The sequence below is a fragment of the Allobosea sp. TND4EK4 genome (genome assembly GCF_900156025.1).
Taxonomy (GTDB): domain Bacteria; phylum Pseudomonadota; class Alphaproteobacteria; order Rhizobiales; family Beijerinckiaceae; genus Allobosea.
In genome coordinates this window covers 1-25,575 of record NZ_FTMO01000005.1, presented here as the reverse complement: position 1 = coordinate 25,575, position 25,575 = coordinate 1, and the positions used below count along the sequence as shown (strand labels likewise).

Here is a 25,575-nt window from a genome sequence, read left to right as displayed (position 1 = left end):
CCACCCGGTCTGCCTGGGTTGCTTCGTCGCTTTGCTCCTCGCCAAGACGGAGAAGCGCTTCACTCGGCCGCTTCCGCCTGTCCGCTCCCAGCCCACTCATCCATGACCTGCTTGGCCCGCACGGTGAGTGCCTGCTTGCGCGCGAGGCTCTTGGCGGGGCCCTTCAGACGCTTGCCGTCCGGCCCTGTCTTGGCGACGCCCTCGATCGGCGGGAACAGGCCGAAATTGATGTTCATCGGCTGGAAGGAGCGCGGCCCCTCGTCGATCGTCTGGATATGGCCGCCGGTGATGTGGTTGACGAGTGCACCCAGCGCCGTCGTGGCCGGCGGCAGGGGCAACTCGCGGCCCAACCGCTCTGACGCCGCCATTCGGCCGGCAAGCAGGCCGATGGCCGCGCTCTCGACATAACCCTCGCAGCCGGTGATCTGGCCGGCGAAGCGCAGGCGCGGATCGGCCTTGAGGCGCAGCCGTTCGTCCAGCAGCTTCGGCGAATCGAGATAGGTGTTGCGGTGGATGCCGCCGAGACGGGCGAATTCGGCGTTCTGCAGCCCGGGAATCATCCGGAAGATGCGGGCCTGCTCGCCATATTTCAGCTTGGTCTGGAAGCCGGTCATGTTGAACAGCGTGCCCAGCGCATTGTCCTGCCGCAGCTGAACCACGGCGTAGGCCTTCACCGAGGGATTGTGCCTGTTGGTGAGGCCGACCGGCTTCATCGGGCCCCAGCGCAAGGTCTCCCGGCCGCGCTCGGCCATGACCTCGATCGGCAGGCAGGCGTCGAAATAGGGTGTGCCCTCCCACTCCTTGAACTCGGTCTTCTCGGCGGCGAGCAGCGCGTCGATGAAGGCCTCGTACTGGTCGCGGTCGAGCGGGCAGTTGATGTAGTCGGCCCCGGTGCCGCCCGGGCCCGCCTTGTCGTAGCGCGACTGGAACCAGGCGGTGTCCATGTCGATCGATTCGAAATGGACGATGGGGGCGATCGCGTCGAAGAAGGCGAGCGCATCCGCGCCCGTCAGCGAGAGGATGCCCTGGGCGAGCGCTGGCGAGGTCAGCGGGCCGGTGGCGACGACGACATTGTCCCAGTCGGCCGGGGGCAGGCCTTCGATCTCGCCGCGTTCGATCGTGACCAGCGGATGAGCTTCGAGCGTTGCCGTCACCGCTTCCGAGAAGCCGTCGCGGTCGACGGCGAGCGCGCCGCCTGCCGGCACCTGATGGGCATCGCCCTTCGCCATGATCAGCGAATCGAGCCGGCGCATCTCCCAATGCAACTGGCCCACCGCATTGCTGGACGAGTCGTCCGAGCGGAACGAGTTGGAGCAGACGAGCTCGGCCAGCCCGTGCGTCTTGTGGGCGTCGGTCCCCCGGACGGGGCGCATCTCGTGCAGAATCACCGGAACGCCGGCGCTGGCGATCTGCCAGGCGGCTTCCGAACCGGCGAGGCCGCCGCCGACGACATGAACGGGCTTGGGGGTCTGGGCTGTCATGGCCGGGATGTGTCCGCAGCCGGGCGGAAGGTCAAGCAAAAGCGACCCCGGAAACGCAAAATGCCCGCCGTGAGGCGGGCATTCGCTCTTCGACCGAAGCTCGAGGGGAGGGGGAAACGAGCCTCAGGAGAAACTACACGGAACGCGACGCACCCTTGCGCGGCGGTTCAGATCGAAGTCTTCAGACCGCGGCGTGGGTGCGGGCGATGAAGCTGATTTCCGAACGCGACAGGCCGAGATCGTCGAGCTCGCGATCGGTCAGGCGGGAGAGCTCGCGAACCGTCTCGCGATAGCGGAGGTAAGCGCGGATCTTGGCGGCGATCATGGTGACGAACATGTTGGTCTTCCTTGCGAATTCCGGACCGGGGCGGCGCCCACAGCGATAATTTCGTTGTGCACTGCATATAACTCAGGCGGCCTGCCTTTTACAGAGGCCCCATTTCAGTTCCGTTATGCGCCTTGCGCATACGACCTTAAGGAACAGGTCAGAAATGTGGGAGCTGCCTGCGTCCAGCGGGTATCTGGTTTCAAATGAGACGAATTTTATGCCTTTTTGGTAGGCGTTTATGCCAATCCGGCTGTGGTCGATCATAGCCCTGCTGAAAACGACGCCATCTTGGCGCCGTTGAAGAGCACTGGCCGTGGCCAGATCATCCCGCATTGCAAAATGACGCACCCTGGATGGCCGAGCTGCAATCGATCACTCCGCTGTGCGTGCTGTCGCCCAGGCCTTTGAGCCTGTTTCGCAGGCGAGCTTCGTTCGCCGGGTGACCTTCGCCTCCGGCCGCTGGGGGCGCCCACGGATCACTTTTGTCTTGCGCGATGCCGGTCGGGAGGTTCCGCTGGCCGCAGCTGAGGGAGATGGCCGGGATGGATGCGGAAATTCTTTACGAGGTCGCGGATGGAATCGGCACGGTCACCCTGAACCGGCCGCAGGCGCGCAATGCGCTGACCTACGGCATGTATGACGGGCTGGCCGCGATCTGCCGGGCGCCGCAGGCGCATGGGGACCCGCGCGTCATCGTCGTCACCGGGGCGGGCGACAAGGCTTTCGCGGCCGGGACGGACATCGCGCAGTTCCGCAGCTTCGCGACGGCCGAGGACGCGCTGGCCTATGAGCAGAAGATCGAGGCGGTGATCGATGCGATCGAGCGCTGTCCGGTGCCGACGCTCGCGGCGATCGCCGGGGCGGTCACGGGTGGAGGCGCGGCGATCGCGCTTGCCTGCGACCTGCGGATCGCGGCCGAGAGCGCCCGCTTCGGCTTCCCGATCGCGCGCACGCTCGGCAACTGCCTGTCGATGGCGAATTATGCGCGTCTCGCCGCGCTGCTCGGCCCGGCCCTGGTGAAGGACATCGTCTTCACTGCCCGGCTCGTCGAGGCGGAGGAGGGGCGGCGCATCGGGCTCTACAGCGAGCTTCTGGCCGATCACGCGGCGCTGATGAGGCGCTCACGCGAGCTTGCGACGGTGATCGCAGGTCATGCGCCGCTGACATTGCGAGCGACGAAGGAGGCGATGCGCCGGCTTGTTGCGGCCTCCGCACAGGGCCTCGACGGCGACGATCTGGTGGGCCTTTGCTACACCAGCGCCGATTTCCGCGAGGGGATGGAAGCCTTCCTCGCCAAGCGCCCGCCCGTGTGGCGCGGGCGCTGACCCGCCTCAGAGCTTTAGCCGTAGCGAGCCTCGATGCGGCGGTCGAGCCAGAGCGCCACGAGGGTGCAGACCGCGCCCGACAGCAGGTAGACCCCGACCCAGGCCAGGCCGAACTGACTCGACAGCGTCAGGGCGACCAGGGGGGCGAAGCCCGCGCCGATCAGCCAGGCGAGGTCGTGCGTCAGCGCCGCGCCCGTATAGCGGTACTGGACACCGAAGCTCGAGGCGACGGCGCCGGCCGTCTGGCCGTAGGAGAGACCGAGCAGGCCGAAGCCGATGATGACGTAGACCGTCTGACCGGCGAGGCTGTCGCCGAAGAGGAGCGGGGCGACGATGCTGCTGACGCTGAACAGCGCGACGAGCCCCGCCGACAGGATCAGCTCCTTGCGGCGGCCGATCTGGTCGGCGATCAGGCCGGAGGTCACGATGGCGCCCGCGCAGACGACGCCGCCCGCCATCTGCACGATCATGAACTCGGAGACCGAGCGGTTGGTGAAGAGGTTGATCCAGCTCACCGGGAAGATCGTGACGAGGTGGAACAGCGCGAAGCTGGCCAGCGGCACGAAGGCTCCCAGCACCAGCGCGCTGCCGCGCTTGCGCACCAGCTGGAGGACCGGCGTCGGCATCAGCTCGCGCGTCTCCATCAATTGCGCGAATTCATGGGTCGAGACCATGCGCAGCCGGGCGAACAGCGCCACGACGTTGATGGTCAGCGCGACGAAGAAGGGGTAGCGCCAGCCCCAGCCGATGAAGTCCTGCGTCGACAGCGCCCCCTCGAAGAAGGCGAAGAGGCCGGCCGCGAGGATGAAGCCGATGGGCGCCCCGAGCTGCGGCAACATCGCGTACCAGCCGCGCCGCTCGGTCGGGGCGTTGAGCGCCAGCAGGGAGGACAGCCCGTCCCAGGCGCCGCCGAGCGCGATGCCTTGCAGCAGCCGGAAGACCGAGAGAATGATCGCGGACCAGGCACCGATGGTCTCGTAGCCCGGCAGGAAGGCGATCGCGGCCGTCGAGCCGCCGAGCAGGAAGAGCGAGATCGTCAGCTTGGTCGCCCGCCCGTAACGCCGGTCGATCTCCATGAACAGGACCGAGCCGATCGGGCGGGTCAGGAAGGCCAGCGCGAAGATCGCAAAGGAATAGATGGTCCCGGTCAGCCGGTCTTCCATCGGGAAGACCAGTTGCGGAAAGACGAGCACGCAGCCCAGGCCGAAGACGAAGAAGTCGAAATACTCGGAGGTGCGGCCGATGATCACGCCGATGGCGATCTCGCCCGGCGAGACATGGTCCCGGCCCTTTTCGTCGGTGAGGTGCGTTTCCAAGGGGGACGCTGCTTGCGCGCTCATCAGGGGCTTCCTCGTTCGCGCCGAAACCGGGTAGTCTGCGGGTGTGACCTGAGTCATGAATACGGCGCATATGACCGGAGCGTCAAACACTGCCAATGGGACATTCTGTCCTCTGTGCAGTGCAAGATATTGAGCTAGAACGGCCGTCAATAATCCGGAAACGGGGGACTGGTTCTGTGAGAACCTGCCGCATTCTCGCTGTTTTGCCGCTTTTTGCCCTGCTCGGCGGGTGCCAGGCGGTGCTCCTTTCGCCATCCGGCGACGTTGCACTGCAGCAGCGGAACATCATGCTGATCTCTGTCGCGCTGATGCTGGCGATCATCATCCCGGTGATGGCGCTGACGGTGTTCTTCGCCTGGCGCTATCGGGCGGCGGCGGAAAGCGAATACGATCCCGACTGGCATCATTCGCTGCCGCTCGAGGTGGTGATCTGGGCGATCCCGCTGCTGATCGTCATCATCCTGGGCGCGATCACCTGGATGGGCACGCATCTGCTCGACCCCTACCGGCCGCTCAACCGCATCAGCGCGAGCCAGCCGATCCAGACCTCGCAGCAGGCGGCGCAGGGCAGGGAGCGCAAGCCTCTGATCATCCAGGTCGTGGCGCTGGATTGGAAGTGGCTGTTCATCTACCCGGAGCAGGGCGTGGCCTCGGTCAACGAGGTGGTGGCTCCGGTGAACCAGCCGATCGAGTTCCACATCACCTCGTCCTCGGTGATGAACTCGCTCTTCATCCCGGCGCTCGCGGGGCAGATCTACGCCATGCCCGGCATGCAGACGAAGCTGAATGCGGTCATCAACCACGCCGGCGATTTCGACGGCTTCTCGGCCAATTACAGCGGCGAAGGCTTCTCCGGCATGCGCTTCCGCTTCAAAGGGCTGGAAGGCGGCGGCTTCGACGACTGGGTCAGGCAGGCACGCGAAAAGACCGAGAAGCTCGGCCGCGAGGAATATCTCGTGCTGGAGCGGCCGAGCGAGCGGGAGAAGCCGCGCCAGTTCGGCACGGTCGCGCCCGATCTCTTCGACGCCGTCCTCAATATGTGCGTCGACCGCACCAAGATGTGCATGCGCGACATGATGGCGATGGATGCCAAGGGCGGCGGCGGCAAGGAGGGCATCCACACGGTGATGGCGCTCCACTACGACAAGACGACGCGCCGCGGCGGCGAGCCGCTCGGCCCGCGGCCTTTCGTCACCGCGATCTGCTCGCCGACCGACGTCTACGGCAAGGACGGCCTGCCCGCCCGCGCTGCCAACTGAGATGCTGGACCATCGACGGGCCGCCGCCTCCGGGCTGGCGGGCTCTGCGACTAGCGATCCGAGGTTACGATGAATTCCTATCCCGACTGGTGGCCTCTCGTCTTCGGACGCTTCACCTTCGAGGCGATCCCGTATCATGAGCCGATCCTGGTCGCGACCTTCGCGGCCGTGGCGATCGGCGGCCTCGGCCTCTTTGCGCTCATCACCAAGCTGGGCGCCTGGGGCTATCTCTGGCGCGAGTGGTTCACCAGCGTGGACCACAAGAAGATCGGCATCATGTACATGGTGCTGGGCATCGTCATGCTGCTGCGCGGCTTCGCCGACGCGCTGATGATGCGCGGCCAGCAGGCGATCGCCTTCGGCGCCAATGAGGGCTATCTGCCGCCGCATCACTACGACCAGATCTTCACCGCCCATGGCGTGATCATGATCTTCTTCGTGGCGATGCCGCTCGTCACGGGGCTGATGAACTATGTGGTGCCGCTGCAGATCGGCGCGCGGGACGTGGCCTTTCCGTTCCTCAACAATTTCTCGTTCTGGATGACCGTCGGCGGCGTCGTGCTCGTCATGGCCTCGCTGTTCGTCGGCGAGTTCGCCAAGGTCGGCTGGCTCGCCTATCCGCCGCTCTCGGGCAAGGCCTACTCGCCCGGGGTGGGGATGGACTACTATCTATGGGCGCTGCAGATCGCGGGCGTCGGCACGACACTGTCGGGCATCAACCTGATCGCGACCATCGTGAAGATGCGCGCGCCCGGCATGGACATGATGAAGATGCCCGTCTTCACCTGGACGGCGCTGTGCACCAACGTCCTGATCGTGGCGAGCTTCCCGGTCCTCGCCGGCACCGTCGCGCTGCTGACGCTCGATCGCTATGTCGGCACGAACTTCTTCACGAACGATCTCGGCGGCAACCCGATGATGTACGTGAACCTGATCTGGATCTGGGGCCACCCCGAGGTCTACATCCTGATCCTGCCCTGCTTCGGCATCTATTCGGAGGTGGCCTCGACCTTCTGCGGCAAGCGCCTCTTCGGCTACGCCTCGATGGTCTATGCGACGGTGGTCATCACCATCCTGTCCTATCTCGTCTGGCTGCATCACTTCTTCACGATGGGCTCGGGCGCGAGCGTGAACTCCTTCTTCGGCATCACGACGATGATCATCTCGATCCCGACGGGGGCGAAGATCTTCAACTGGCTGTTCACGATGTATCGCGGACGCATCCGCTTCGAGCTGCCGATGATGTGGCTGCTCGCCTTCATGATCACCTTCGTCATCGGCGGCATGACCGGCGTGATGCTCGCGGTTCCGCCGGCCGACTTCGTGCTGCACAACAGCCTGTTCCTGATCGCGCATTTCCACAACGTCATCATCGGCGGCGTCGTGTTCGGCGCCTTCGCCGGCATCAACTACTGGTTCCCCAAGGCGTTCGGCTTCAAGCTCGACGACTTCTGGGGGAAGATGTCCTTCTGGTTCTGGGTCATCGGCTTCTACGTCGCCTTCATGCCGCTCTACGTGCTCGGCCTGATGGGCGTGACGCGCCGGGTGAACCATTTCGACGATCCCTCGCTGCAGATCTGGTTCGTGATCGCGGCCATCGGCGCGGTTCTGATCCTGTTCGGCATCCTGAGCTTCCTGGTGCAGATCGTCGTCAGCGTGATGAACCGCGAGAAGCTGCGCGACGTCACCGGCGACCCCTGGAACGGGCGCACGCTGGAATGGGCGACGTCCTCGCCGCCGCCAGCCTACAACTTCGCCTTCACGCCGATGGTGCACGACCATGACAGCTGGGCGGACATGAAGAAGCGCGGCTACCAGCGCCCGCTCGAAGGGTTCAGGCCGATCCACATGCCGAAGAACACCGGCGCGGGCGTGATCATCTCGGCGTTCGCCACGATCTGCGGGCTGGCGCTGGTCTGGTATGTCTGGTGGCTGGCGGCGCTGAGCTTCCTCGCGATCATCGTCACGGCCATTGCCCACAGCTTCAACTACGACCGCGACTACAACATTCCGGCCGAGGAGGTGGTGCGCGAAGAAGAGCGGCGCAGCCGCGCACTCGCTGCGGCGCGGGTCTGAGGGGCCGACGATGAGCAAGGCGACAGCCCACCAGACCGACGGCGGCGTGCCCGTCTTCCACGTCTTCGAGGACAAGGAGGTCCACCACCCCGGCGACTCGACCATGCTCGGGTTCTGGATGTACCTGATGAGCGACTGCCTGATCTTCGCAGTCCTCTTCGCGACCTATGGCGTGCTCGGCCGCAACTACGCCGCCGGCCCCTCGGGCGCCGATCTCTTCGACCTGAAGCTGGTGGCGGTGAACACCGCCATGCTGCTGTTCTCGTCCATCACCTATGGCTTCGCCATGCTGGCGATGGAGAAGGGCCGCAAGGCGGCGGTCCAGGGCTGGCTCGTGGTCACGGCGCTGTTCGGCCTCGCCTTCCTCAGCATCGAGCTCTACGAGTTCCATCACATGATCGCCGAAGGCGCGACGCCGATGCGCAGCGCCTTCCTGTCGTCCTTCTTCACGCTGGTCGGCACGCACGGGCTGCACGTCACCTTCGGCCTGATCTGGCTCACTGTGCTGCTGGTCCAGGTCGGCCAGCGGGGGCTCATTCCGGAGAATCGCCGCCGGCTGATGTGCCTGTCGATGTTCTGGCACTTCCTCGACGTCATCTGGATCGGCGTCTTCACCTTCGTCTATCTGATGGGCGTGCTGAAATGAGCGGATCTCACAACGACGTGGGCGCGACGCAGGCCCATAGCAGCCTTGCCCATGACCTCCATGGCGATCACGGGCATGGCCATGACGATCACGGCGGTGCCTCTCACGGCAGCTTTCGAAGCTACCTGACGGGTTTCATCCTCTCGGTCATCCTGACCGCGATCCCGTTCTGGCTGGTGATGGGCGACGTGCTCGGCAACGCGACCACCACCGCCATCGTGATCATGCTGTTCGCCGCGGCGCAGATCGTGGTGCACATGATCTACTTCCTGCACATGAACACGCGCTCGGAAGGCGGATGGTCGATGATGGCGCTGATCTTCACCGTCGTCATCGTGGTGATCATGCTCGCAGGGTCGCTGTGGGTGATGTACCACCTCAACAGCAACATGATGCCGATGGCGCCCGGCAACCATCCGATGTGAGGCGGCGGTGGCCGAGGCGGCCGCCATGCCGCCTAAGCGGGGCATGGCGCGCATGGCGCTTCTCGCCCTGCTGGCGCTTCTTCCATTCGCCTTTGCCGTGCTCGGCTTCTGGCAGGTGGAGCGGCGGGCCTGGAAGCTCGATCTGATCGCCCGCGTCGATGCCCGCGTCCACGCCGACCCTGTGCCGGCGCCCGGCCCGACGGTGTGGCCCTCGATCAGCGCCGCCAGCAGCGAGTATCGGCGGGTGTCGCTTTCGGGCCGGTATCTGCCCGCCGCCGGCACCTTGACCAAGGCCGTCACCGGGCGCGGACCCGGTTTCTGGCTGATCGCTCCGTTCCGCGACGAGCGCGGCTTCACCGTGCTGGTCAATCGCGGCTTCCTGCCCGAGGGGCAGATGGCGCCTGCTGGACCATCGAGCGCGAGGCGCGTCACCGGCCTGCTGCGCCTCAGCGAGCCCGGCGGCGGCTTCCTGCGCAGCAACGACCCCGCGGCTGGGCGCTGGTATTCGCGCGATGTCGCCGCGATCGCACAGGCGCGGGGCCTGGGAGAGCAAGGACCTGGCGAGGTCGCGCCCTATTTCGTCGATGCCGACGCGGCGTCCGAGCCCGGCCCCTCGCCGCAGGGCGGCATGACGGTCATCGCCTTCCGCAACACCCATCTCATCTATGCGCTGACCTGGTTCGCGCTGATGGCGATGAGCCTGTGGGCGCTCGGATTCGTCTGGCGCGGCCGCAGAGGTGATGTGGACGTCTGACGCCGTGTCTAAGGGCCCGGGAGCGCTCGGTCATTCTGGGCTTGACCCGGGATCCAGGCCGGAGCGTTGCCGATGAAGGTTCAGGCATGGATCCCGGATCGGCGCCGCTAAGGCGGCTTGTCCGGAATGACCGCGTTCGCAAGGCTGCTCGACCAGGCCGAGGCCTCGAGGGTCAGTCCCGCTCTGCCAGTGCCCCCAGTTCGTGCAGCACGGCCGCGCCGGTGCGCACGCCCTCGTGGAAGCAGTCCAGCGTCATGTTCTCGTTGGGGGCGTGATTGGCCTCGTCATGGTTTGCATAGGGCGTGACGAAGGCCGGGATGCCGAGGATCTTGGTGAAGACGTAATTCGGCAGGCTGCCGAAGCCGGCCGGCATCAGCAACGGCTCGCGGCCCTGCGCCGCGACGAAGGCGCGCCTGAGCGGCGCGGTATAGGGGGAAGCGATCGGCGTCTTGGAAGGCTGCATGCCGTTCTCCTCGGCGATCAGCTCGACCTCCGGGGCATGCTTGCCGACATGGGCCCTGACCTTGTTCAGGATATCGACCGGGTCCTGCGCCTCCACCAGACGGATATCGCATTTCACGAAGGCCTCGTTCGGCAGCACGGTCTTGCTGCCCGGCCCGCCATAGCCGCCGTGGAAACCGTTGATCGTCAGCGTCGGGCGGAAGCAGAGGCGCTCGTAGAAGGGGCGGTCGGCCGGCGCGTCGAGGCGGGACAGGCCGAGGCCCTGCTTGAAGGCTTCGAGATCGAGCGGCAGGCGCTCGACCGCTGCCAGCTCTTCAGCCGCGGGCGGCTCGATGCCATCGTTGAAGCCGTCGATGGTGATCTCGCCCTCGGCGTTCTTCATGGTGCCGAGCAGGTGGACGAGCGTCCAGATCGGGTTGGGGACAACGCCGCCGAAATTGCCGGAATGGACGTCGCGGCTGGCGTGGCGGCAGCGCAGCTCGAAGGAGATCACCCCGCGCGAGCCGAACTTGATGGTCGGCGCACCGCTGGCATGGCGCGGCCCGTCGGCGGTGATGGAGAGGTCCGCCTCGAGCAGATGGCGGTTCTTGCGTGCGAAGGCCGCGATATGCGGGCTGCCGATCTCCTCCTCGCCCTCCAGCAGCAGGATGACGTTGCAGGGCAGGGTGCCGTTGACCTTGAGATGCGATTCGAGCGCCAGGATCTGGGCGAAATGCTGGCCCTTGTTGTCGCCGACGCCGCGCGCATAGAGCCGCCCGTCGCGGATCGTCGGCTCGAAGGGCGGCGAGACCCATTTGTCGAGCGGGTCCGCAGGCTGCACGTCGTAATGGCCGTAGAGCAGCACGGTCGGCTTGCCGGGCGCCTTCTCCCAGCGGCCGATCACCATCGGGTGGCCTTCGCTCGGCGCGAGCTGCGCGTCCAGTCCGATCCCGGTCAGCATCTCGACGAGCAGGGTCCCGACTTCGTTGATCCCGATATTCTCCGCGCTGATGCTGGGGTGGCGCAGGTAATCGATCAGGCGGCCGAGGAAGGCGTCACGCTGCGTATCGATGTGATCGAGAACGGGTGCGAGCGGATTGGTCATCAACATCATCCAGAGCGAGAGGGCAGCGTGAATCGCGGTCCTTCGGTGCCTGAATGGATGCTAGGCATAAGGGGCCGGCCGCAGAAGCGCAGCCGACACATGGCAGGGCCGCAGGGCTTCCGGAGGGCGGTCAGTCCTGCCGCAGGATCAGATGATAGACCCGGCCCTTGAACAACGGCATGATCGTGCCGAGCTCGGCGCGGACCTCCTGCCGGATTTCGCTGGCGAGCGCCGCATGCATCGCCTCCAGGCTGCCGAAGACGAGATCGAAGGTCAGGTAGACCGGCGGGGCGCCGTCCTCCTGCTCGGCACGCCAGCGGATCGTCACGTCGCGGATGCCGGGATAGCGGCGAATCGCGGGCAGCACGGTTTCGACCATCTGCCGGTCGAAATGGGCGCGGTCGGCCTCCGGCACATCGCCTTCGAGCACGGCGGAACGGATGATCATCCTGCGGTCTCCTCTTCGCTTGTTCCGGCCCGCAGCAGGCGCAGCACGCTGGTTTCGGTGGCGGCCAGGTGCGCGTCGAGCAGCGCGCAGGCCTTGTCGGCATCGCGCGCGAGCACGGCATCCATGATCGCGGCATGCTCGCTGTTGACGTCGCGGACCTCGGCCTGCGCCTCGTGCCGGTGGAGCAGCCTGAGCTTGCGGTAGCGCTCGGAATGGTCGGCGAGCATCGACCAGAAGCGCAGCAGCCAGTCGGAGCCACAGGCGGAGACCAGCGCCTGGTGGAAGCGGCGGTGATGGGCCTCCCACAGCGCCGCCGCCTCGCGGTCGTCGGGCGAGGCGGGCAGCGGGGTGCGCGACAACAGGTGCATCGCAGCGACGATCTCTGCCTCCCAGGCGGCGTCGCCGCGCGCGATGGCCTGCGTCAGGCACAGCCGCTCGATCTGGCGGCGCGTCGCCATCAAGTCCGAGAATTCCGGCAGAGAGGTTTCGCTGACGCGCGAGCCGCGATGCGTCTCCGCCGAGACCAGCCCTTCGCTCGACAGGCGCATGAGCGCCTCGCGGATCGGCGTCAGGCCGAGCTGGAAGCGGTCCTGCAGATCGTTGGCGCGCAGTCGCTCGCCCGGCATCAGGTCGCCATGCAGGATCTCGCCCCTGAGGCGCTGATAGGCCCGCTCGGCCTGCGAGCGGATGTCGGTGAGCGTGTCGCTCATGCGGGGCGGCCGCTCCGATTTCATGTTGACTTGACCATTTTATAAAATCAGTCTGATCTCATAGCAAGCCGCGAATGAGGAACGGACATGCCGGCAGGTGCGATGGAATGGGCTCTGGCCACGGTCGAGGTCGGCGGCGCGGCCGTTGCCTGCATCGAGGCGCGAGGTGCGCTGTATCGGCTGGAGCCCTCGCTGGCGCGCGCCGGGTTGGCCGGCCAGACGAGTATCGCCGGGCTGTTCGCCGATTGGGGCAGGGCCGAAGCGGCGCTCGGGCGTGCGGCCGGGATGCTGGACGAGACGGACCGGCTCGAGCCTTCGCGCCGTCTCGCGCCGCTGCTCTATCCCGGCAAGATCCTCTGCGCCGGCGCCAATTATTTCGACCACCTCGCCGAGATGGGCATGCCGGGCGCGAAGAAGGAGGAGCAGCGGCTGTTCTTCTTCATGAAGCCGCCGCGCAACGCCATCGTCGGCGAGGGCGCGACGGTGCACATGCCGATCGGCACGGAGAAGTTCGACTGGGAGATCGAGCTCGCCGCCGTCATCGGCAAGACGGCGCGCAACGTTTCCGTCGATCAGGCGATGCAGCATGTCGCGGGCTACACCGTCGCGATCGACTTTTCCGCCCGCGACCACAACCGGGCGCCCGAGACCTTCTACAAGCTCGACTGGGTGGCCGGGAAGGCGAACGACACCTGCTGCCCGATCGGCCCGCGCATCGTGCCGGCCTCGGCCATCCCCGATCCGCAGAACATCGGGCTGAAGCTCTCCGTCAATGGCGAGACCAAGCAGGACGGCCGTTCCACCGACATGATCTTCTCGCTCGCCGAGCAGATCGCCACCGCGTCGCGGATCATGACGCTCGATCCGGGCGACCTGATCCTGACCGGCACGCCCGCAGGCGTCGGCGTGCCGAAGGGCACGTTCCTTGCGGTGGGCGACAGCGTCGAGGCCGCGATCGAGGGCATCGGCACGTTGTCGGTCGAGATCCGGGAGCCGCGCTGATCGACCTGTCACCGGCTCCGGCCGCATTCAAACAACGAGGGGAATGAGGCGATGATCACACGACGCAGCATGACGGCAGGGCTGGCGCTGGCGGCGCTCGGAGCGGGCGCCAAGGTACCGGCGCAAGCGCAGGCGCCGCTCACCATCCGGATTTCGACGGCGGCCCCGCCGAGCGATTTCCTCGCCAAGGCCCTGGAGCAGCTCAAGAGCGAGGTCGCCGCGGCCTCGCTCGGGATCAACGTCGCCGTGCATACGGCGTCGACGCTGTTCAAGCAGGGGACCGAGGTGCCCGCCTTGCAGCGCGGCAATCTCGAGATGAGCACGATGACCACCTTCGAGGTGGCGCAGCAGATCCCCGAGGTGGGCTTCCTCAACCGCGCCTATCTGTTCAAGGACTACGCCCAGCTGAGGCGCGTCTTCGACGGGCCGGAGGGCGAGGCCTATCGCAAGATCGTCGCCGACAAGATGGGCATCGAGATCGTCGCGACGCATTATCTCGGAACGCGGCAGGTTTCGCTGCGCACCAGGCGGGCGGTAAAGGGCCCGGCCGATCTGGCGGGCGTCAAGCTCAGGATGCCGGCCGGGCCGGAATGGCTGCTGCTCGGCCGCACGCTGGGCGTCAGCCCGCTGCCGCTCGGCATGCCCGAGGTCTACCTGGCGCTGAAGACGGGCACGGTCGACGGGCAGGAAAACCCGCTCTCGATCTTCAACGCGGCCAAGCTCTACGAGGTCTCGGAGCAGGTCGTGATGACCTCGCATATGGTGCAGCCGGTGTTTTTCGCGGTGGCGAAGCCGGTCTGGGCCAGAATGTCGAAGGCGCAGCAGGACGGCTTCCAGGCCGCGGCGCGCAAGGCGGCCAAGGCCGGCGACGAAGGCCGGCTTGCCGACGAGGCCGGCATCATCGACGCGCTGCAGGGCCGGGGGCTCAGCGTCGACAAGATCGATCTCGGACCGTTCCGGGAGGCGGCCGACAAGGCCTATGCGGGCGCCGACATCACCAAGGCCTGGGACATGGCCTGGCTGAAGCGCGTCGCCGGGGCCTGAGCCGATGCAGCCCGGCCGGCATACCGAGGACCTCGCGCAGGCGGGCTGGCAAGCCGGCCTGCGCCGCTTCGCGGCACTCGTGCCGGCGCTGCTCTTCGCGCTCGTCTTCCTGATCTTCAACTACAAGATCGTGACGCGCTATCTGGAGCATGACGAGGCGGCCTGGGCGGACGAGGTCTCGGTGATCCTGTTCATCTGGATCATCTTCTGGGCCAACGCCTTCGTCGTGCGCGACCGCGAGCAGATCACCTTCGATCTGGTCTACCGGCCGCTCGGCGAAGGCTGGAAGCGCTGGGTCGCCCTGGCGCGGGCGCTCTTTATCGGCGGCATCTTCGCCTGGTCGCTTCCGGGCTCGCTCGATTACCTGATGTTCCTGTGGCGCGAGCGCACGCCTGTGCTGAACCTCAGGCTCGACCTCATCTATTCCTGCTTCGGCCTGTTCCTGGTCGCGGTCGTCCTGCGCAGCCTCTGGCTCGTGCTGCGGCTGCTGGGACCGCGCTGGCGTTCCTTCATCTGAGGCACAGAGAATGTCCGAAGGTCTCTGGGTTCTCCTCGGCGTGTTCACGGTCGCGGCCGTGCTTGGCGCGCCGCTCGGCCTGTCGATGCTGGCGGCGGGCTTTGCCTATATGGTCTCGACGCATCAGGATGTCGGGCTCGTCGTCGACCAGACGATGAACGGGCTCTACAATTCCTACCTGCTGATCGCGGTGCCGCTCTTCATCTTCGTCGCCAATGTGATGAACGCGAGCGGCGTGATCGAGCGGCTGCTCGGCTTCGGCTCGGCCATGGTGGGGCATCTGCCGGGCGGGCTCGCCCAGGTGAATGTCGTCTCGAACCTGATCTTCTCAGGCATGAGCGGCTCGGCCGTCGCGGACGCCTCCGGCCCCGGGCTGGTCGTGGCGCGGATGATGACGAAGAACGGCCGCTATCCGCGCGGCTTCGCCGCTGCGACATCGGTGGTCTCGGCGACGCTCGGCCCGCTGATGCCGACCTCGATCCCGATGATCTTCTACGCGCTGATCGCGAATGCCTCGGTCGGCGCGATGTTCCTCGGCGGGCTGGTGCCGGCCGGCATGATGGCGCTGGCGCTCATGCTCGTGATCGGCATCATCGCGCGGCGCCGCGACTTCCCGCGCGAAGCGCGGGTGCCGTGGAGCGCGATGCCGGCGATCTTCGGCCGGGCGCTGGCGCCGCTCGCGCTGCCCGGCATCCTGCTCGGCCTGATCTATTCGGGCGTGACGACGCCGACGGAGGCGGCTGCCATCGCGGCGAGCTATGCGCTGATCCTCGCCTTCGTGGTCTACCGCACGCTGAAACTCGGCCAGCTCCTCGACGTCATGGGCGAGACGGTGAAGGCGACCGCGATGATCACCCTGATCATGAGCGGCGCCTTCGTCTTCAACTATGCGGTCGCCAATGAGGGCGTCCCGCAGCTCATCCAGTCGACCCTGCTCGGCTGGCACCTGACCGCGACGCAGTTCCTGCTGATCGTCGACCTGCTGATGCTGTTCCTGGCGATCGTGCTCGATGAGGTGACGATCCTGCTCGTCATCGTGCCGCTGATCGTGCCGGTGGCGCAGGGGCTCGGCATCGACCTCGTGCATTTCGGCATCGTCGTCGTGCTCAACATGATGGTGGGGTTGACGCTGCCGCCGCACGGGCTGCTGCTGTTCGTCATGGCGGGGCTGACGGGCACGCCGCTCTCCGAGATCTTCCGCGAGGTGCCGCCCTTCATCGTCGCGATGCTCGGCATCGTGCTGGCGGTGACCTTCTTCCCGGAGCTCGCGCTCTGGCTGCCGAAGACGGCCGGGCTGATCAAGCCTTGAGACGATGCGCGCTCTCGCTCAGAGCGCGCCTTCGACCACCACATAGGTCGATGCGTGCTGGCCCTCGATCCGGGCGCTGACGCGGTAGACATCGGCCAGAAGCTGCGAGGTCACCACCTCGCGCGGAGTGCCGAGCGCCTTCAGCGTCGAATCCGCCAGCACCATGACCTTGTCGGCGAAGCGCAGCGCCTGGTTGAGGTCGTGGATCGAGACCAGGGTCAGGATGCCGCGCTCGCGGGTGAGGCGGGACATCAGCGTCAGCACGTCGAACTGGCGGTGCAGGTCGAGCGCGCTTGTCGGCTCATCGAGCAGGACGATGTCGGGCTCGCGCGCCAGGGTCTGCGCGATGGAGACGAGCTGGCGCTGGCCGCCCGACAATTCGCCCAGGCCCCGAAAGGCGAGGTGCTCGATGTCGAGCGCGCGCAGCACATGGTCGATGCGGGCGAGTTCCGCGTCGCTGACCGACCAGGAGCCGCCCTGCTTGAAGGCGAGCAGGATCGATTCATAGACGCTGAGCACGGCGTTCACCGCCGTGTCCTGCGGCAGGTAGCAGATGCGCGGCTGGGCACGGCCCGCCACGAGGCTGTCGCCGCCGACCGTCACGGAGCCGGGGCCGGAGGCGAGGCCTGCGATGCGGCGGAACAGGCTGGACTTGCCGGCGGCGTTCGGCCCGATCACCGCGACGATCTCGCCGCCTTGCAGCGGCGCGGGCGTCGTGATGCCGCGCAGGACCATGTTGCGGCCATAGGCGACGCCGACCTCGTCGAGCGCGAGCGTTACCATGAGCGCTTCCGGCTGGTCATGATCAGGCTGAAGAAGAAGGGCACGCCGATCAGCGCCGTGACGATGCTGATCGGGAAGATCAGGCCCGGGATCAAAGACTTCGAGACGACCGAGGAGGCCGAAAGGATCGCCGCGCCCGCCAGCGCCGAGGCGGGCAGGAAGAAGCGCTGGTCCTCGCCGATCACCATGCGGGCGATGTGCGGGCCGACCAGGCCGATGAAGCCGATGGTGCCGACGAAGGAGACCGGTACCGCGGCCAGCAGGCTGACGAGCAGCATCACCTCCAGGCGCAGGCGCCTGACATTGATGCCGAAGCTCGCGGCCTTGTCGTCTCCCAGCCGCAACGTCGTCATCGCCCAGGCACGGTTGATGAAGAAGGGCAGGGTGACGAGCAGCACGGTCGAGGTGATGGCGAGCTTCTGCCAGCTCGCCTTGGTCAGCGAGCCCATCATCCAGAACACCACCGCGCCCAGTGCCTGCTCGCTGGCGAAGAACTGCAGCAGCGAGAGCAGGGCGTTGAAGGTGAAGACCAGCGCGATCCCGAGCAGCACCACCGTCTCGGTGGTGACGCCGCGGCGCTGGCTCAGCAGATGGATCAGGAGCGCGGCGCCCATCGCCACGATGAAGGCGTTCATCGGCACGATGTAGTCGATCGCGAAGGGCAGGATGCCGACCCCGAAGACCAGGGCCAGCGCCGCGCCGAAGCTCGCCGCGGCCGAGATGCCGAGCGTGAAGGGGCTGGCGAGCGGGTTGTTCAGGATCGTCTGCATCTGGGCGCCGGCGATCGCGAGCGAGGCGCCGGTGACGACCGCCATCAGCGCGACGGGCAGGCGGATGTCCCAGATTACCACGCGCAGGGCCGGGGCGACGCCGGCAGGGTCGAACAGGGCGCTCAGCACCTGGCTGGCGCTAAAGCGTGCCGGACCGAGCATCATGTCGACGACGAAGCTCGCCAGCAGCAGCCCACCGAGCCCTGTCAGGATCAGGCAGCGCCGCCAGGTCAGGGCCCGATAGGTCTCCCGGGCGCTGGCCGCTCCCTGCGTTCCCAAGGCGATGCTCACGGGGTTCTCACTTGCGCTCGAGCGAGACCCAGTAGCCCGGCTCGTAGGGCAGGGGCAGGAAGCGCTCGTGAAGCGTCTTCAGCGTGGCGCCGGCGTCGATATCCTTGAACAACTCCGGATGGATCCACTTCGCCATCTCCTGGATCGCGACGAACTGGTAGGGGCTGTTGTAGAACTGGTGCCAGATCGCGTGGACGCGGTTGTCCTTGACGGCTTTGGTCTGCGCGAAGGCCGGGCGCTGCGCCAGGTTGACGAGCTTGCGGCGGGCCTCGATCAGGTCCGAGCCCGGTCCGAGGCCGACCCAGGCGCCGCCGGGGACATAGGCGCCCCAATTGCCGCCGGTGATGATCACCACGTCGGGGTTCGAGGCGACGACCGCCTCAGGGTTCACCGTGCCGAAGGTGCCGGGGATGAGATCGCTGGCGAAATTCTTGCCGCCGGCGATATCGACCATCTTGCCGAAATTCTCGTTGCCGAAGGACATGCAGCAATCGTCGGAATAGCCGCCGGCGCGCTCCATCATGACGAGCGGGCGCTTGAGGTCCTTGACCTTGGCCAGCCGGTCGGTGACGCGGGCGATCTCGGCGGAGCGGAAGGCGATGAAGTCCTCGGCCAGCTTCTCCTTGCCGAAGAGCTTGCCGATCAGCCGCATCGAGGGCTCGGTGTTCTGGAAGGGCTTTTCGCGGAAGTCGACATAGGCGACCGGGATTCCGAGGGAGGCGAGCTTGTCGACGAGTTGCGCCTCGTCGCTGGCGACCTTCGACTCGATGTTCATCAGCAGCACGTCGGGCTTCAGCGCGATCGCCTGCTCGATATCGAAGGCGCCGTCCTTGATGCCGCCGAAGGTGGGGATCTTGGCGATCTGCGGATAGCGCGCGAGATAGGCCTTGTAGCTGTCCGGATCGGCCTTGGGCAGATCGTCGCGCCAGCCCACGACGCGCTTGAACGGGTCCTCGCGGTCGAGCGCGGCGACGAAATACATCTGCCGGCCTTCGCCGAGGATGACGCGCTGGACCGGGGCCTCGACCTCGACCGTACGGCCGAGCACGTCGGTGACCTTCACCTTCTCGGCATGGGCCGGGAAGGCCACGCCGAACAGAGACAGGCCGAGCGCAGCGGCAGTGGCGAGGGCGCGCAGGGACATGATTCGGGCCTTTCCGGACGATCGAAGAGGGCTCCGCGGGCCGGGGCGACATTTGCCGCCGGCCGCGAAGCCTGACAGCGGCGGCTCTAGGTCGAGCGGCGGGAAAGGGTCAACAACTATCTTTTAGAATGCTTGTAACCAGCAAGATCTGCTTGTCTGGAATTATTCCAAAGCAAGTTATCGACTTGTCGGACATCTCGATCTTGCTTATCGCAACGCAGCCGTGGTCAGCCCGCACGACCCGCCAGACGGACCTTCACGACCATGCCGACACTGCGTCACAACAGCAGCCTCAAGGACGAGATCCGCGATTACTGGTCCTCCCGGTCCGCAACCTTCGATACGATGCCGGGGCATGAGATCTTCTCGGCCGATGAGCGGCAGGGCTGGCTGGCACTGTTCCGCCGGCATCTGGGCGATGTCGGGACCGGCGCGAAGGCGCTCGACCTCGCCAGCGGCACGGGCGTCATTTCTCTGCTCCTCGCCGAGCTGGGCTATCAGGTCACCGGGCTCGATCTTTCGGACGCGATGCTGGCACGCGCACGGGCGAAGACGGCCGGCAAGCCGATCCGCCTCTATGCGGGCGATGCCGAGGACACGCTCGAGCCCTCCGAGACCTACGACGTCGTCGCCACGCGCCATCTGGTCTGGACGCTGCCGGACCCGCCCGGGGCCTTCCGCGAATGGTTCCGGGTGCTGAAGCCCGGCGGACGTGTCGCGATCGTCGATGTCGACATGATCAATCCGCGGCCGGGCAACGGCGCGTTGCTTCGGTTCGCGGCGAAGCTGGCGAAGCGCTTCGTCGACCTGCCGCCGCCGGCCGCTCATGTCGCAGTCCATAACGACATCGTCTCGAGGGTCTACTTCTCGCAAGGCTGCCGGCCGGAAGAGATCGTACGCCTGCTGGGGGAGGCGGGTTTCGCGGAAGCGCGCATCGACCGCGACCTCTCCGCGATCCACCGGGCGCAAGGCAAGTTCATGCCGCTGCACCAGCGGCTGGAGCGCGCGAGCCAGGACCGCTTCATCGTCTCGGCGCGCAAGCCGGGCCGAGCTGCCCGCTGAAGGCGCAGCGGGGGCGCGAAATTGCAGCTTGGAGGGGCCAGCGCTGCGTGATTACCTCGGCGCGGGCCGATCGCCTCGCCCGACTCTCCTTCGCCGTCCGCCTCCGGAGCCGCCATGCCTGTCCTGCCCCAGATCGATGCCTTCACGGATGAGCTGACCGCGATCCGGCGCGATCTTCATGCCCATCCCGAGATCGGTTTCGAGGAGGTCCGCACCTCCGGCATCGTCGCCGAGAAGCTGGCGGGCTGGGGCATCGAGGTGCATCGCGGCATCGGCACGACCGGCGTGGTCGGCGTGCTGCACGGAACGGGCGGTTCCGGAAAGCGCATCGGCCTGCGTGCCGACATGGACGCGCTGCCGATCCAGGAGATCACGAACCTGCCCTGGCGTTCCACCGTGGCCGGCACCATGCATGCCTGCGGCCATGACGGGCACACGACGATGTTGCTGGGCGCGGCGCGCTACCTCTCCGAGAACCGCGGCTTCAAGGGCACGGCGATCTTCGTCTTCCAGCCGGCCGAGGAGGGGCTCGGCGGCGCCCGCCGCATGATCGCGGAGAAGTTGTTCGAGCGCTTCCCCTGCGACGAGATCTACGGGCTGCACAACGCCCCGCAGCTCGCGCCCGGCCAGATCTCGGTCTTCCCCGGACCGGCCATGGCCGGCGCCGACTTCTTCGACATCAGGATCACCGGCAAGGGCAGCCATGGCGCGATGCCCCAGATGGGGCGCGATCCGATCGTCGTGGCGATGAGCCTCGCAGCCGCGCTGCAGACCATCGTCAGCCGCAACGCCGACCCGCGCGAGGCGGCCGTGCTCTCGATCACGCAGATGCATGCCGGCTCGGCGTATAACGTCATTCCGGAGGAGGCGGTGCTGGCCGGCACCATCCGCACCTTCTCGGAGGCGACCGGCGACCTGATCCGCAGCCGCATGCGCGAGATCGCGGCGGGAACGGCTGCGACCTTCGGCGTGACGATCGACGTCGATATCCGCAACATCTTCAACGTGCTGGTCAATCACGAGGCGCCGACGCAGGCGGTGATCGAGGCCGCGGCCGAGATCGTCGGGGCGGACAACGTGCTGACCGAGCCCAAGGCGATGATGGGCAGCGAGGATTTCGCGGACATGCTGCAGGTGGTGCCGGGTGCCTATGCCTGGGTCGGCCATGCCGGCGACGTGCCGGTGCACAACCCCGCCTATGTGCTCGACGACGGCATCCTCCCGGTGGGTGCGAGCCTGCTGGCGCGTCTCGTCGAGACGCGGTCCGCGGCCTGAGGACGAGTCATGACGCTCGCGATGAGTTGGGAGGAGTGGGCCTGCCATGACGCGGTGGCTCTGGCGGAGCGGGTGCGCCAAGGCGAGGTGACGGCGGCCGAGCTCGCGGCGCAGGCCGCCGCCGGTATCGCGAAGACCAACCCGGCGCTGAGCGCCGTCGTCGAGGTCTTCGAGGATGTCGTGGCCGATCCGCTGAAGGATGGGCTCGACCCGTCCGGCCCGCTCGGCGGCGTGCCGTTCCTGATGAAGGATCTCGGCCCGACGCTGAAGGGCCGGCTGCAGGAGCAGGGTTCGCTGTTCATGCGCGGCAACCGGCCTGTGGCAGACGCCTTCCTCACCGGGCAGATGCGCAAGGCGGGCCTCAATCTGATGGGGCGCACGACGACGCCGGAATTCGGCGTCTGCAGCTCGGCCGAGAACCCGGCGCTCTATGTCACCCGCAATCCCTGGAACACCGACTACACCACCTGTGGCTCCTCGGCCGGCACCGCGGCGATGGTCGCGGCCGGCGTCGTGCCGATGTCGCATGCCACGGATGGCGGTGGCTCGATCCGCATCCCGGCCGGGTTCAACGGCAATATCGGGCTTAAACCCTCGCGGGGCGTCTTCTCGATCGGCCCGAACCTCTCCGACATCAGCGGTTATGTCTCCGCGCAGGGTTGCCACAGCCGCACGGTGCGCGACACGGCAGCCTTCGTCGATGCCTGCCGGGGCGGTGCGCCCGGCGAGTTCATGCCCTATTGGACGGCGCCCGAGCCCTACACGCAGCTGATCCGGCGCGACCCCGGCCGGCTGCGGATCGCGCTCTCGCATGAGTGGGGCGGCTATCGCGCCACGCCGGCCATCGTGGCCGAGCTGGAAAAGGCCGGGCGCTTCCTGGAAGGGCTCGGCCACCATGTCGACTGGGCGCTGCCGGCGGTCGATCTGCGGGCCGCCTTCGCGGCGCAGACGACCTGCTACATCAGCAATTTCGCGCAGGTCATTGCCGGCCTTCTGGAAACGCGCGGGCTCACCCGGCCGCCGGAAGCGCTGATCGAGCCGATGAACATCCGCATCTGGGAGGCGGGCAAGGACATCGCCTATGCCGAGCGCCACCGCATGCAGGGCGTGTTCAACACGACGGCGCGCGGCTTCGGCGCCTTCTTCCAGGACTGGGACATCATCCTGACCCCGATCACGGCGCTGCCGACGCCGACAATCGGGACGAGCGAATATCTGACGACGAGCGACAATCCCGACGTGCTCGACTGGTTCGGCCATCTCTGGGAGTTCTTCGCCTATACGCCGCTCTCCAATCTCTGCGGCATCCCGGCGATCTCGTTGCCGATGGGCCGGCAGGAGAACGGGCTGCCCTTCGGCATCCACGCGCAGGCCGCGCAGGCGCAGGACGGGCTGCTGCTGCAACTGGCGGCCCAGATCGAGCGCGCGCTTGGCGGGAAGTGGAATGACGGGCGCCGGCCGGGCGTGCATGTGGCGGCCGGGTAGAACGATCTGGCATCGTTCGTGCTAGTGATGGTGCTGCCGGTACGGCCCGTCATTGCGAGCGCAGCGAAGCAATTCAGGGGACTTGGCTGGCCGTTCGACCCAGCCCCCTGGACTGCTTCGTCGCTCCGCGCCTCGCCATGACGATGCGACCGATCGGCATTCGTAATATCGAGCTCCAGCAGGACACGACCAGCGCCATGGCCTACCGCACCATCATCGGGCAGCAGAGCTGGCACTTCGCCGACCTCAAGGAGGTGATGGCGAAGGCCACGCCGCTGCGCTCCGGCGACATGCTGGCCGGCATTGCCGCCGGCTCGGCGCAGGAGAACGTCGCTGCCAAGCTTTGCCTCGCCGATGTGCCGCTCAAGGCCTTCCTCAGCGAGACCTTCGTTCCCTATGAGCAGGATGAAGTCACCCGCCTCATCATCGACGGCCACGATGCGCAGGCCTTCGCGCCGATCGCGCATCTGACGGTCGGCGGCTTTCGCGACTGGCTGCTATCCGATGCGGTCGATGCCGCCGTGCTGGCTCGGATCGCCCGCGGCATCACGCCCGAAATGGCGGCGGCCGTTTCCAAGCTGATGCGCAACCAGGACCTCATCCTCGCTGCGCGCAAGGCCAGCGTGGTCACGCGCTTTCGCAACACGATCGGGCTGGCCGGGCGGCTTTCGGTCCGGTTGCAGCCCAACCACCCGACCGACGACCGGGCCGGCATCGCGGCGTCCGTGGTGGACGGGCTGATGTATGGCTGCGGCGATGCGGTGATCGGCGTCAATCCGGCCTCCGATTCCGTTGAGGTCATGGCCGATCTGGCGCGGCTCTTCGACGGGCTGATCGCCAAGCTCGAGATGCCGACGCAATCCTGCATCCTGACCCATGTCACCACCACCATCGCGCTGATCGAGCAGGGGCTGCCGATCGACCTCGTCTTCCAGTCGATCGCGGGAACGGAGAGCGCGAACCGCTCCTTCGGGATCGATCTTGCCGTGCTGAAGGAAGGTCACGAGGCGGGGCTTTCGCTGAAGCGCGGCACGGTCGGCGACAATGTGATGTATTTCGAGACCGGGCAGGGCTCGGCCCTCTCGGCCGGCGCCCATCACGGCGTCGACCAGCAGACGCTGGAGGCGCGGGCCTATGGCGTGGCGCGCCAGTTCGCGCCGCTGCTCGTCAACACCGTGGTCGGCTTCATCGGCCCGGAATATCTCTATGACGGCAAGCAGATCATCAGGGCCGGGCTGGAGGACCATTTCTGCGGCAAGCTGCTCGGCCTGCCGATGGGCTGCGACATCTGCTACACCAACCATGCCGAGGCCGATCAGGACGACATGGACACGCTCCTGACCCTGCTGGGCACGGCCGGGATCAATTTCATCATGGGCATTCCGGGTGCCGACGACGTGATGCTGAACTACCAGTCCACCTCCTTCCACGACCAGCTCTATATCCGCGAGGTGCTTGGTCTGCGCCGCGCGCCCGAGTTCGAGGCCTGGCTGGAGCGGGCGGGCATCGTCGACGCCGCCGGCCGGCTGCGCGGGGAGGCGGCGGCGCTGCCGCAGCTCACCCGCACGCTGGGGCTTGCGGCATGAGCCCTCCCGACCGCCCCCCCAACCCGGCCGAGACGCTCTGGGCGCGGCTCGCCGATCTGACTCCGGCCCGGATCGGCCTCGGCCGCACCGGCGCGAGCCAGCCGACGCGGGAGGTGCTGCGCTTCCAGCTCGCCCATGCCGCCGCCCGCGACGCGATTCATGTGCCGCTCGATCTCGCGAGCCTCGAGGCCGAGGTCGCGGCGCTGGGCTGCCGCAGCCTGTCCGTCCGCTCGGATGCGACGGAGCGCTCGGTCTATCTGCGCCGGCCCGATCTCGGCCGGCGGCTGGCGCCGGAGAGTGCGAGGGCTCTCGGCGACGAGGCCAAGGGCTGCGACATCGTCATCGTCATCGGCGACGGACTGTCCTCGCGCGCGGTCGCGGCCAACGCCGTTCCGCTCCTCGCGCATCTCAAGGCCTATGCGGCTCATTGGGGCCTCAGTCTCGCGCCGGTGGTGCTGGCGCAGGGAGCGCGGGTGGCGCTGGGCGACGAGATCGGCCAGCGCCTCGGCGCACGGCTCTGCATCATGCTGATCGGCGAGCGGCCGGGGCTGTCGGCGCCGGACAGCCTCGGCGCCTACATGACCTTCGGCCCGCGCGTCGGGGCGACCGACGCCGACCGCAACTGCGTCTCCAACATCCGGTCCGGCGGACTCGATGCCGTTGCGGCAGCCTACAAGATCGCCTGGCTGGTGAGGCAGGCCTTCGCGCTGCAGCTCAGCGGGACGCAGCTCAAGGACGAGAGCGACCGCGAGGCGGATCCGGAGATCCTGCGGGTGGGGGGGCCTGAGAAAGGGGCCCGCGCGGAGTGACCGGAGTCACTGCGCGCACAGCGAAGCAATCCAGAGTCGGCAGAGCTCGACGTCCTCCCCGCCGCCCTCACTTCTCGACGAAGGCCTTTTCGATGACGTAGTCGCCGGGTTCTCCGGTGTTGCCTTCGGTGAGGCCGCGTTCCTCGAAGATCGCCTTGAG

General features: G+C 67.0%; 24 protein-coding genes and 1 pseudogene. 15 read left to right on the top strand and 10 right to left on the bottom strand.

Annotation, left to right across the window (positions count from 1 at the left end):
- Nucleotides 1–59 precede the first annotated feature (59 nt).
- Nucleotides 60–1,481 carry a methylenetetrahydrofolate--tRNA-(uracil(54)-C(5))-methyltransferase (FADH(2)-oxidizing) TrmFO gene (gene trmFO, locus BW981_RS10915; RefSeq protein WP_076439039.1) on the bottom strand — a complete coding sequence of 474 codons (1,422 nt, stop codon included), beginning with the start codon at nucleotides 1,479–1,481 and terminating at the stop codon, nucleotides 60–62.
- 181 nt (nucleotides 1,482–1,662) lie between these two features.
- Nucleotides 1,663–1,818 carry a DUF1127 domain-containing protein gene (locus BW981_RS10910; protein ID WP_139333722.1) on the bottom strand — a complete coding sequence of 52 codons (156 nt, stop codon included), beginning with the start codon at nucleotides 1,816–1,818 and terminating at the stop codon, nucleotides 1,663–1,665.
- Between the two features lie 524 nt (nucleotides 1,819–2,342).
- On the opposite strand from BW981_RS10910, the gene BW981_RS10905 reads away from it, so the two are divergent.
- Nucleotides 2,343–3,134, top strand: a complete 792-nt coding sequence (locus tag BW981_RS10905) for an enoyl-CoA hydratase (RefSeq protein ID WP_076439512.1) — start codon at nucleotides 2,343–2,345, stop codon at nucleotides 3,132–3,134.
- Between the two features lie 14 nt (nucleotides 3,135–3,148).
- On the opposite strand, the gene BW981_RS10900 is transcribed toward BW981_RS10905, so the two are convergent.
- Nucleotides 3,149–4,474, bottom strand: a complete 1,326-nt coding sequence (locus BW981_RS10900) for an MFS transporter (protein ID WP_076439037.1) — start codon at nucleotides 4,472–4,474, stop codon at nucleotides 3,149–3,151.
- Nucleotides 4,475–4,650: 176 nt separating this feature from the next.
- Here BW981_RS10900 and cyoA point away from each other — a divergent pair, with 176 nt between their 5' ends.
- From cyoA to BW981_RS10875, 5 genes are all read left to right on the top strand, one after another.
- Nucleotides 4,651–5,733 (top strand): ubiquinol oxidase subunit II, encoded by a 1,083-nt coding sequence (gene cyoA, locus BW981_RS10895; protein WP_076439035.1) that lies wholly within the window; start codon nucleotides 4,651–4,653, stop codon nucleotides 5,731–5,733.
- Nucleotides 5,734–5,802: 69 nt separating this feature from the next.
- Nucleotides 5,803–7,809 carry a cytochrome o ubiquinol oxidase subunit I gene (cyoB, locus tag BW981_RS10890; protein WP_076439033.1) on the top strand — a complete coding sequence of 669 codons (2,007 nt, stop codon included), beginning with the start codon at nucleotides 5,803–5,805 and terminating at the stop codon, nucleotides 7,807–7,809.
- A gap of 10 nt (nucleotides 7,810–7,819) precedes the next feature.
- A complete protein-coding gene (gene cyoC, locus BW981_RS10885; RefSeq protein WP_076439031.1) occupies nucleotides 7,820–8,455 on the top strand; it encodes a cytochrome o ubiquinol oxidase subunit III in 636 nt (211 codons plus the stop codon).
- On the top strand, nucleotides 8,452–8,880 hold the full coding sequence (gene cyoD / locus BW981_RS10880) for a cytochrome o ubiquinol oxidase subunit IV (RefSeq protein ID WP_083712294.1): 429 nt from the start codon (nucleotides 8,452–8,454) through the stop codon (nucleotides 8,878–8,880). Before cyoC ends, cyoD begins: the two co-directional genes overlap by 4 nt.
- A 43-nt stretch (nucleotides 8,881–8,923) precedes the next feature.
- Entirely contained in the window at nucleotides 8,924–9,634 is a 711-nt protein-coding gene (locus BW981_RS10875; protein ID WP_076439027.1) for an SURF1 family protein, read from the top strand.
- Nucleotides 9,635–9,806: 172 nt separating this feature from the next.
- Here the strand turns inward: BW981_RS10875 and BW981_RS10870 are convergent, their stop codons facing one another.
- The 3 genes from BW981_RS10870 to BW981_RS10860 form a co-directional block, all read right to left on the bottom strand.
- Nucleotides 9,807–11,186 (bottom strand): M20/M25/M40 family metallo-hydrolase, encoded by a 1,380-nt coding sequence (locus tag BW981_RS10870; RefSeq protein ID WP_076439510.1) that lies wholly within the window; start codon nucleotides 11,184–11,186, stop codon nucleotides 9,807–9,809.
- Nucleotides 11,187–11,310: 124 nt separating this feature from the next.
- Nucleotides 11,311–11,628, bottom strand: coding sequence for an EthD domain-containing protein (locus BW981_RS10865; RefSeq protein ID WP_076439025.1), 318 nt, complete (start codon nucleotides 11,626–11,628; stop codon nucleotides 11,311–11,313).
- The gene (locus BW981_RS10860; protein ID WP_076439509.1) at nucleotides 11,625–12,338 is read right to left on the bottom strand and encodes a GntR family transcriptional regulator; all 714 of its coding nucleotides are present in this window, start codon (nucleotides 12,336–12,338) and stop codon (nucleotides 11,625–11,627) included. The genes BW981_RS10865 and BW981_RS10860 overlap by 4 nt, the downstream gene beginning before the upstream one ends.
- 87 nt (nucleotides 12,339–12,425) lie before the next feature.
- Between BW981_RS10860 and BW981_RS10855 the strand changes: the two genes are divergently transcribed.
- The 4 genes from BW981_RS10855 to BW981_RS10840 are packed head-to-tail and all read left to right on the top strand — an operon-like array spanning nucleotide 12,426 to nucleotide 16,210.
- Nucleotides 12,426–13,340, top strand: coding sequence for a fumarylacetoacetate hydrolase family protein (locus BW981_RS10855; RefSeq protein WP_244560291.1), 915 nt, complete (start codon nucleotides 12,426–12,428; stop codon nucleotides 13,338–13,340).
- 51 nt (nucleotides 13,341–13,391) lie between these two features.
- Complete coding sequence (dctP, locus tag BW981_RS10850) at nucleotides 13,392–14,384, top strand: TRAP transporter substrate-binding protein DctP (RefSeq protein ID WP_076439021.1); 993 nt, start codon at nucleotides 13,392–13,394, stop codon at nucleotides 14,382–14,384.
- 4 nt (nucleotides 14,385–14,388) lie between these two features.
- Nucleotides 14,389–14,901 carry a TRAP transporter small permease gene (locus BW981_RS10845; RefSeq protein WP_076439020.1) on the top strand — a complete coding sequence of 171 codons (513 nt, stop codon included), beginning with the start codon at nucleotides 14,389–14,391 and terminating at the stop codon, nucleotides 14,899–14,901.
- Nucleotides 14,902–14,911: 10 nt separating this feature from the next.
- Nucleotides 14,912–16,210 carry a TRAP transporter large permease gene (locus tag BW981_RS10840; RefSeq protein WP_076439018.1) on the top strand — a complete coding sequence of 433 codons (1,299 nt, stop codon included), beginning with the start codon at nucleotides 14,912–14,914 and terminating at the stop codon, nucleotides 16,208–16,210.
- A gap of 18 nt (nucleotides 16,211–16,228) precedes the next feature.
- Here BW981_RS10840 and BW981_RS10835 read toward each other — a convergent pair whose 3' ends face one another.
- The 3 genes from BW981_RS10835 to BW981_RS10825 are packed head-to-tail and all read right to left on the bottom strand — an operon-like array spanning nucleotide 16,229 to nucleotide 19,198.
- On the bottom strand, nucleotides 16,229–16,993 hold the full coding sequence (locus tag BW981_RS10835) for an ABC transporter ATP-binding protein (RefSeq protein WP_076439016.1): 765 nt from the start codon (nucleotides 16,991–16,993) through the stop codon (nucleotides 16,229–16,231).
- Complete coding sequence (locus BW981_RS10830) at nucleotides 16,987–18,054, bottom strand: FecCD family ABC transporter permease (protein WP_210188663.1); 1,068 nt, start codon at nucleotides 18,052–18,054, stop codon at nucleotides 16,987–16,989. Before BW981_RS10830 ends, BW981_RS10835 begins: the two co-directional genes overlap by 7 nt.
- A 7-nt stretch (nucleotides 18,055–18,061) precedes the next feature.
- Nucleotides 18,062–19,198, bottom strand: coding sequence for an ABC transporter substrate-binding protein (locus BW981_RS10825; protein ID WP_076439014.1), 1,137 nt, complete (start codon nucleotides 19,196–19,198; stop codon nucleotides 18,062–18,064).
- Between the two features lie 264 nt (nucleotides 19,199–19,462).
- Here BW981_RS10825 and BW981_RS10820 point away from each other — a divergent pair, with 264 nt between their 5' ends.
- From BW981_RS10820 to eutC, 5 genes are all read left to right on the top strand, one after another.
- Nucleotides 19,463–20,260 (top strand): class I SAM-dependent methyltransferase, encoded by a 798-nt coding sequence (locus BW981_RS10820; protein ID WP_076439012.1) that lies wholly within the window; start codon nucleotides 19,463–19,465, stop codon nucleotides 20,258–20,260.
- 114 nt (nucleotides 20,261–20,374) lie between these two features.
- Nucleotides 20,375–21,535 (top strand): M20 aminoacylase family protein, encoded by a 1,161-nt coding sequence (locus BW981_RS10815; protein WP_076439010.1) that lies wholly within the window; start codon nucleotides 20,375–20,377, stop codon nucleotides 21,533–21,535.
- A 9-nt stretch (nucleotides 21,536–21,544) separates the two neighbouring features.
- Nucleotides 21,545–23,020, top strand: a complete 1,476-nt coding sequence (locus BW981_RS10810; RefSeq protein WP_076439008.1) for an amidase — start codon at nucleotides 21,545–21,547, stop codon at nucleotides 23,018–23,020.
- 197 nt (nucleotides 23,021–23,217) lie between these two features.
- Nucleotides 23,218–24,606, top strand: coding sequence for an ethanolamine ammonia-lyase subunit EutB (locus tag BW981_RS10805; RefSeq protein WP_076439504.1), 1,389 nt, complete (start codon nucleotides 23,218–23,220; stop codon nucleotides 24,604–24,606).
- Nucleotides 24,603–25,415, top strand: coding sequence for an ethanolamine ammonia-lyase subunit EutC (gene eutC / locus BW981_RS10800; protein WP_076439006.1), 813 nt, complete (start codon nucleotides 24,603–24,605; stop codon nucleotides 25,413–25,415). The genes BW981_RS10805 and eutC overlap by 4 nt, the downstream gene beginning before the upstream one ends.
- Nucleotides 25,416–25,482: 67 nt before the next feature.
- Here eutC and BW981_RS22560 read toward each other — a convergent pair.
- A pseudogene (locus tag BW981_RS22560) lies at nucleotides 25,483–25,575 on the bottom strand (ferredoxin--NADP reductase); the annotation flags it as partial.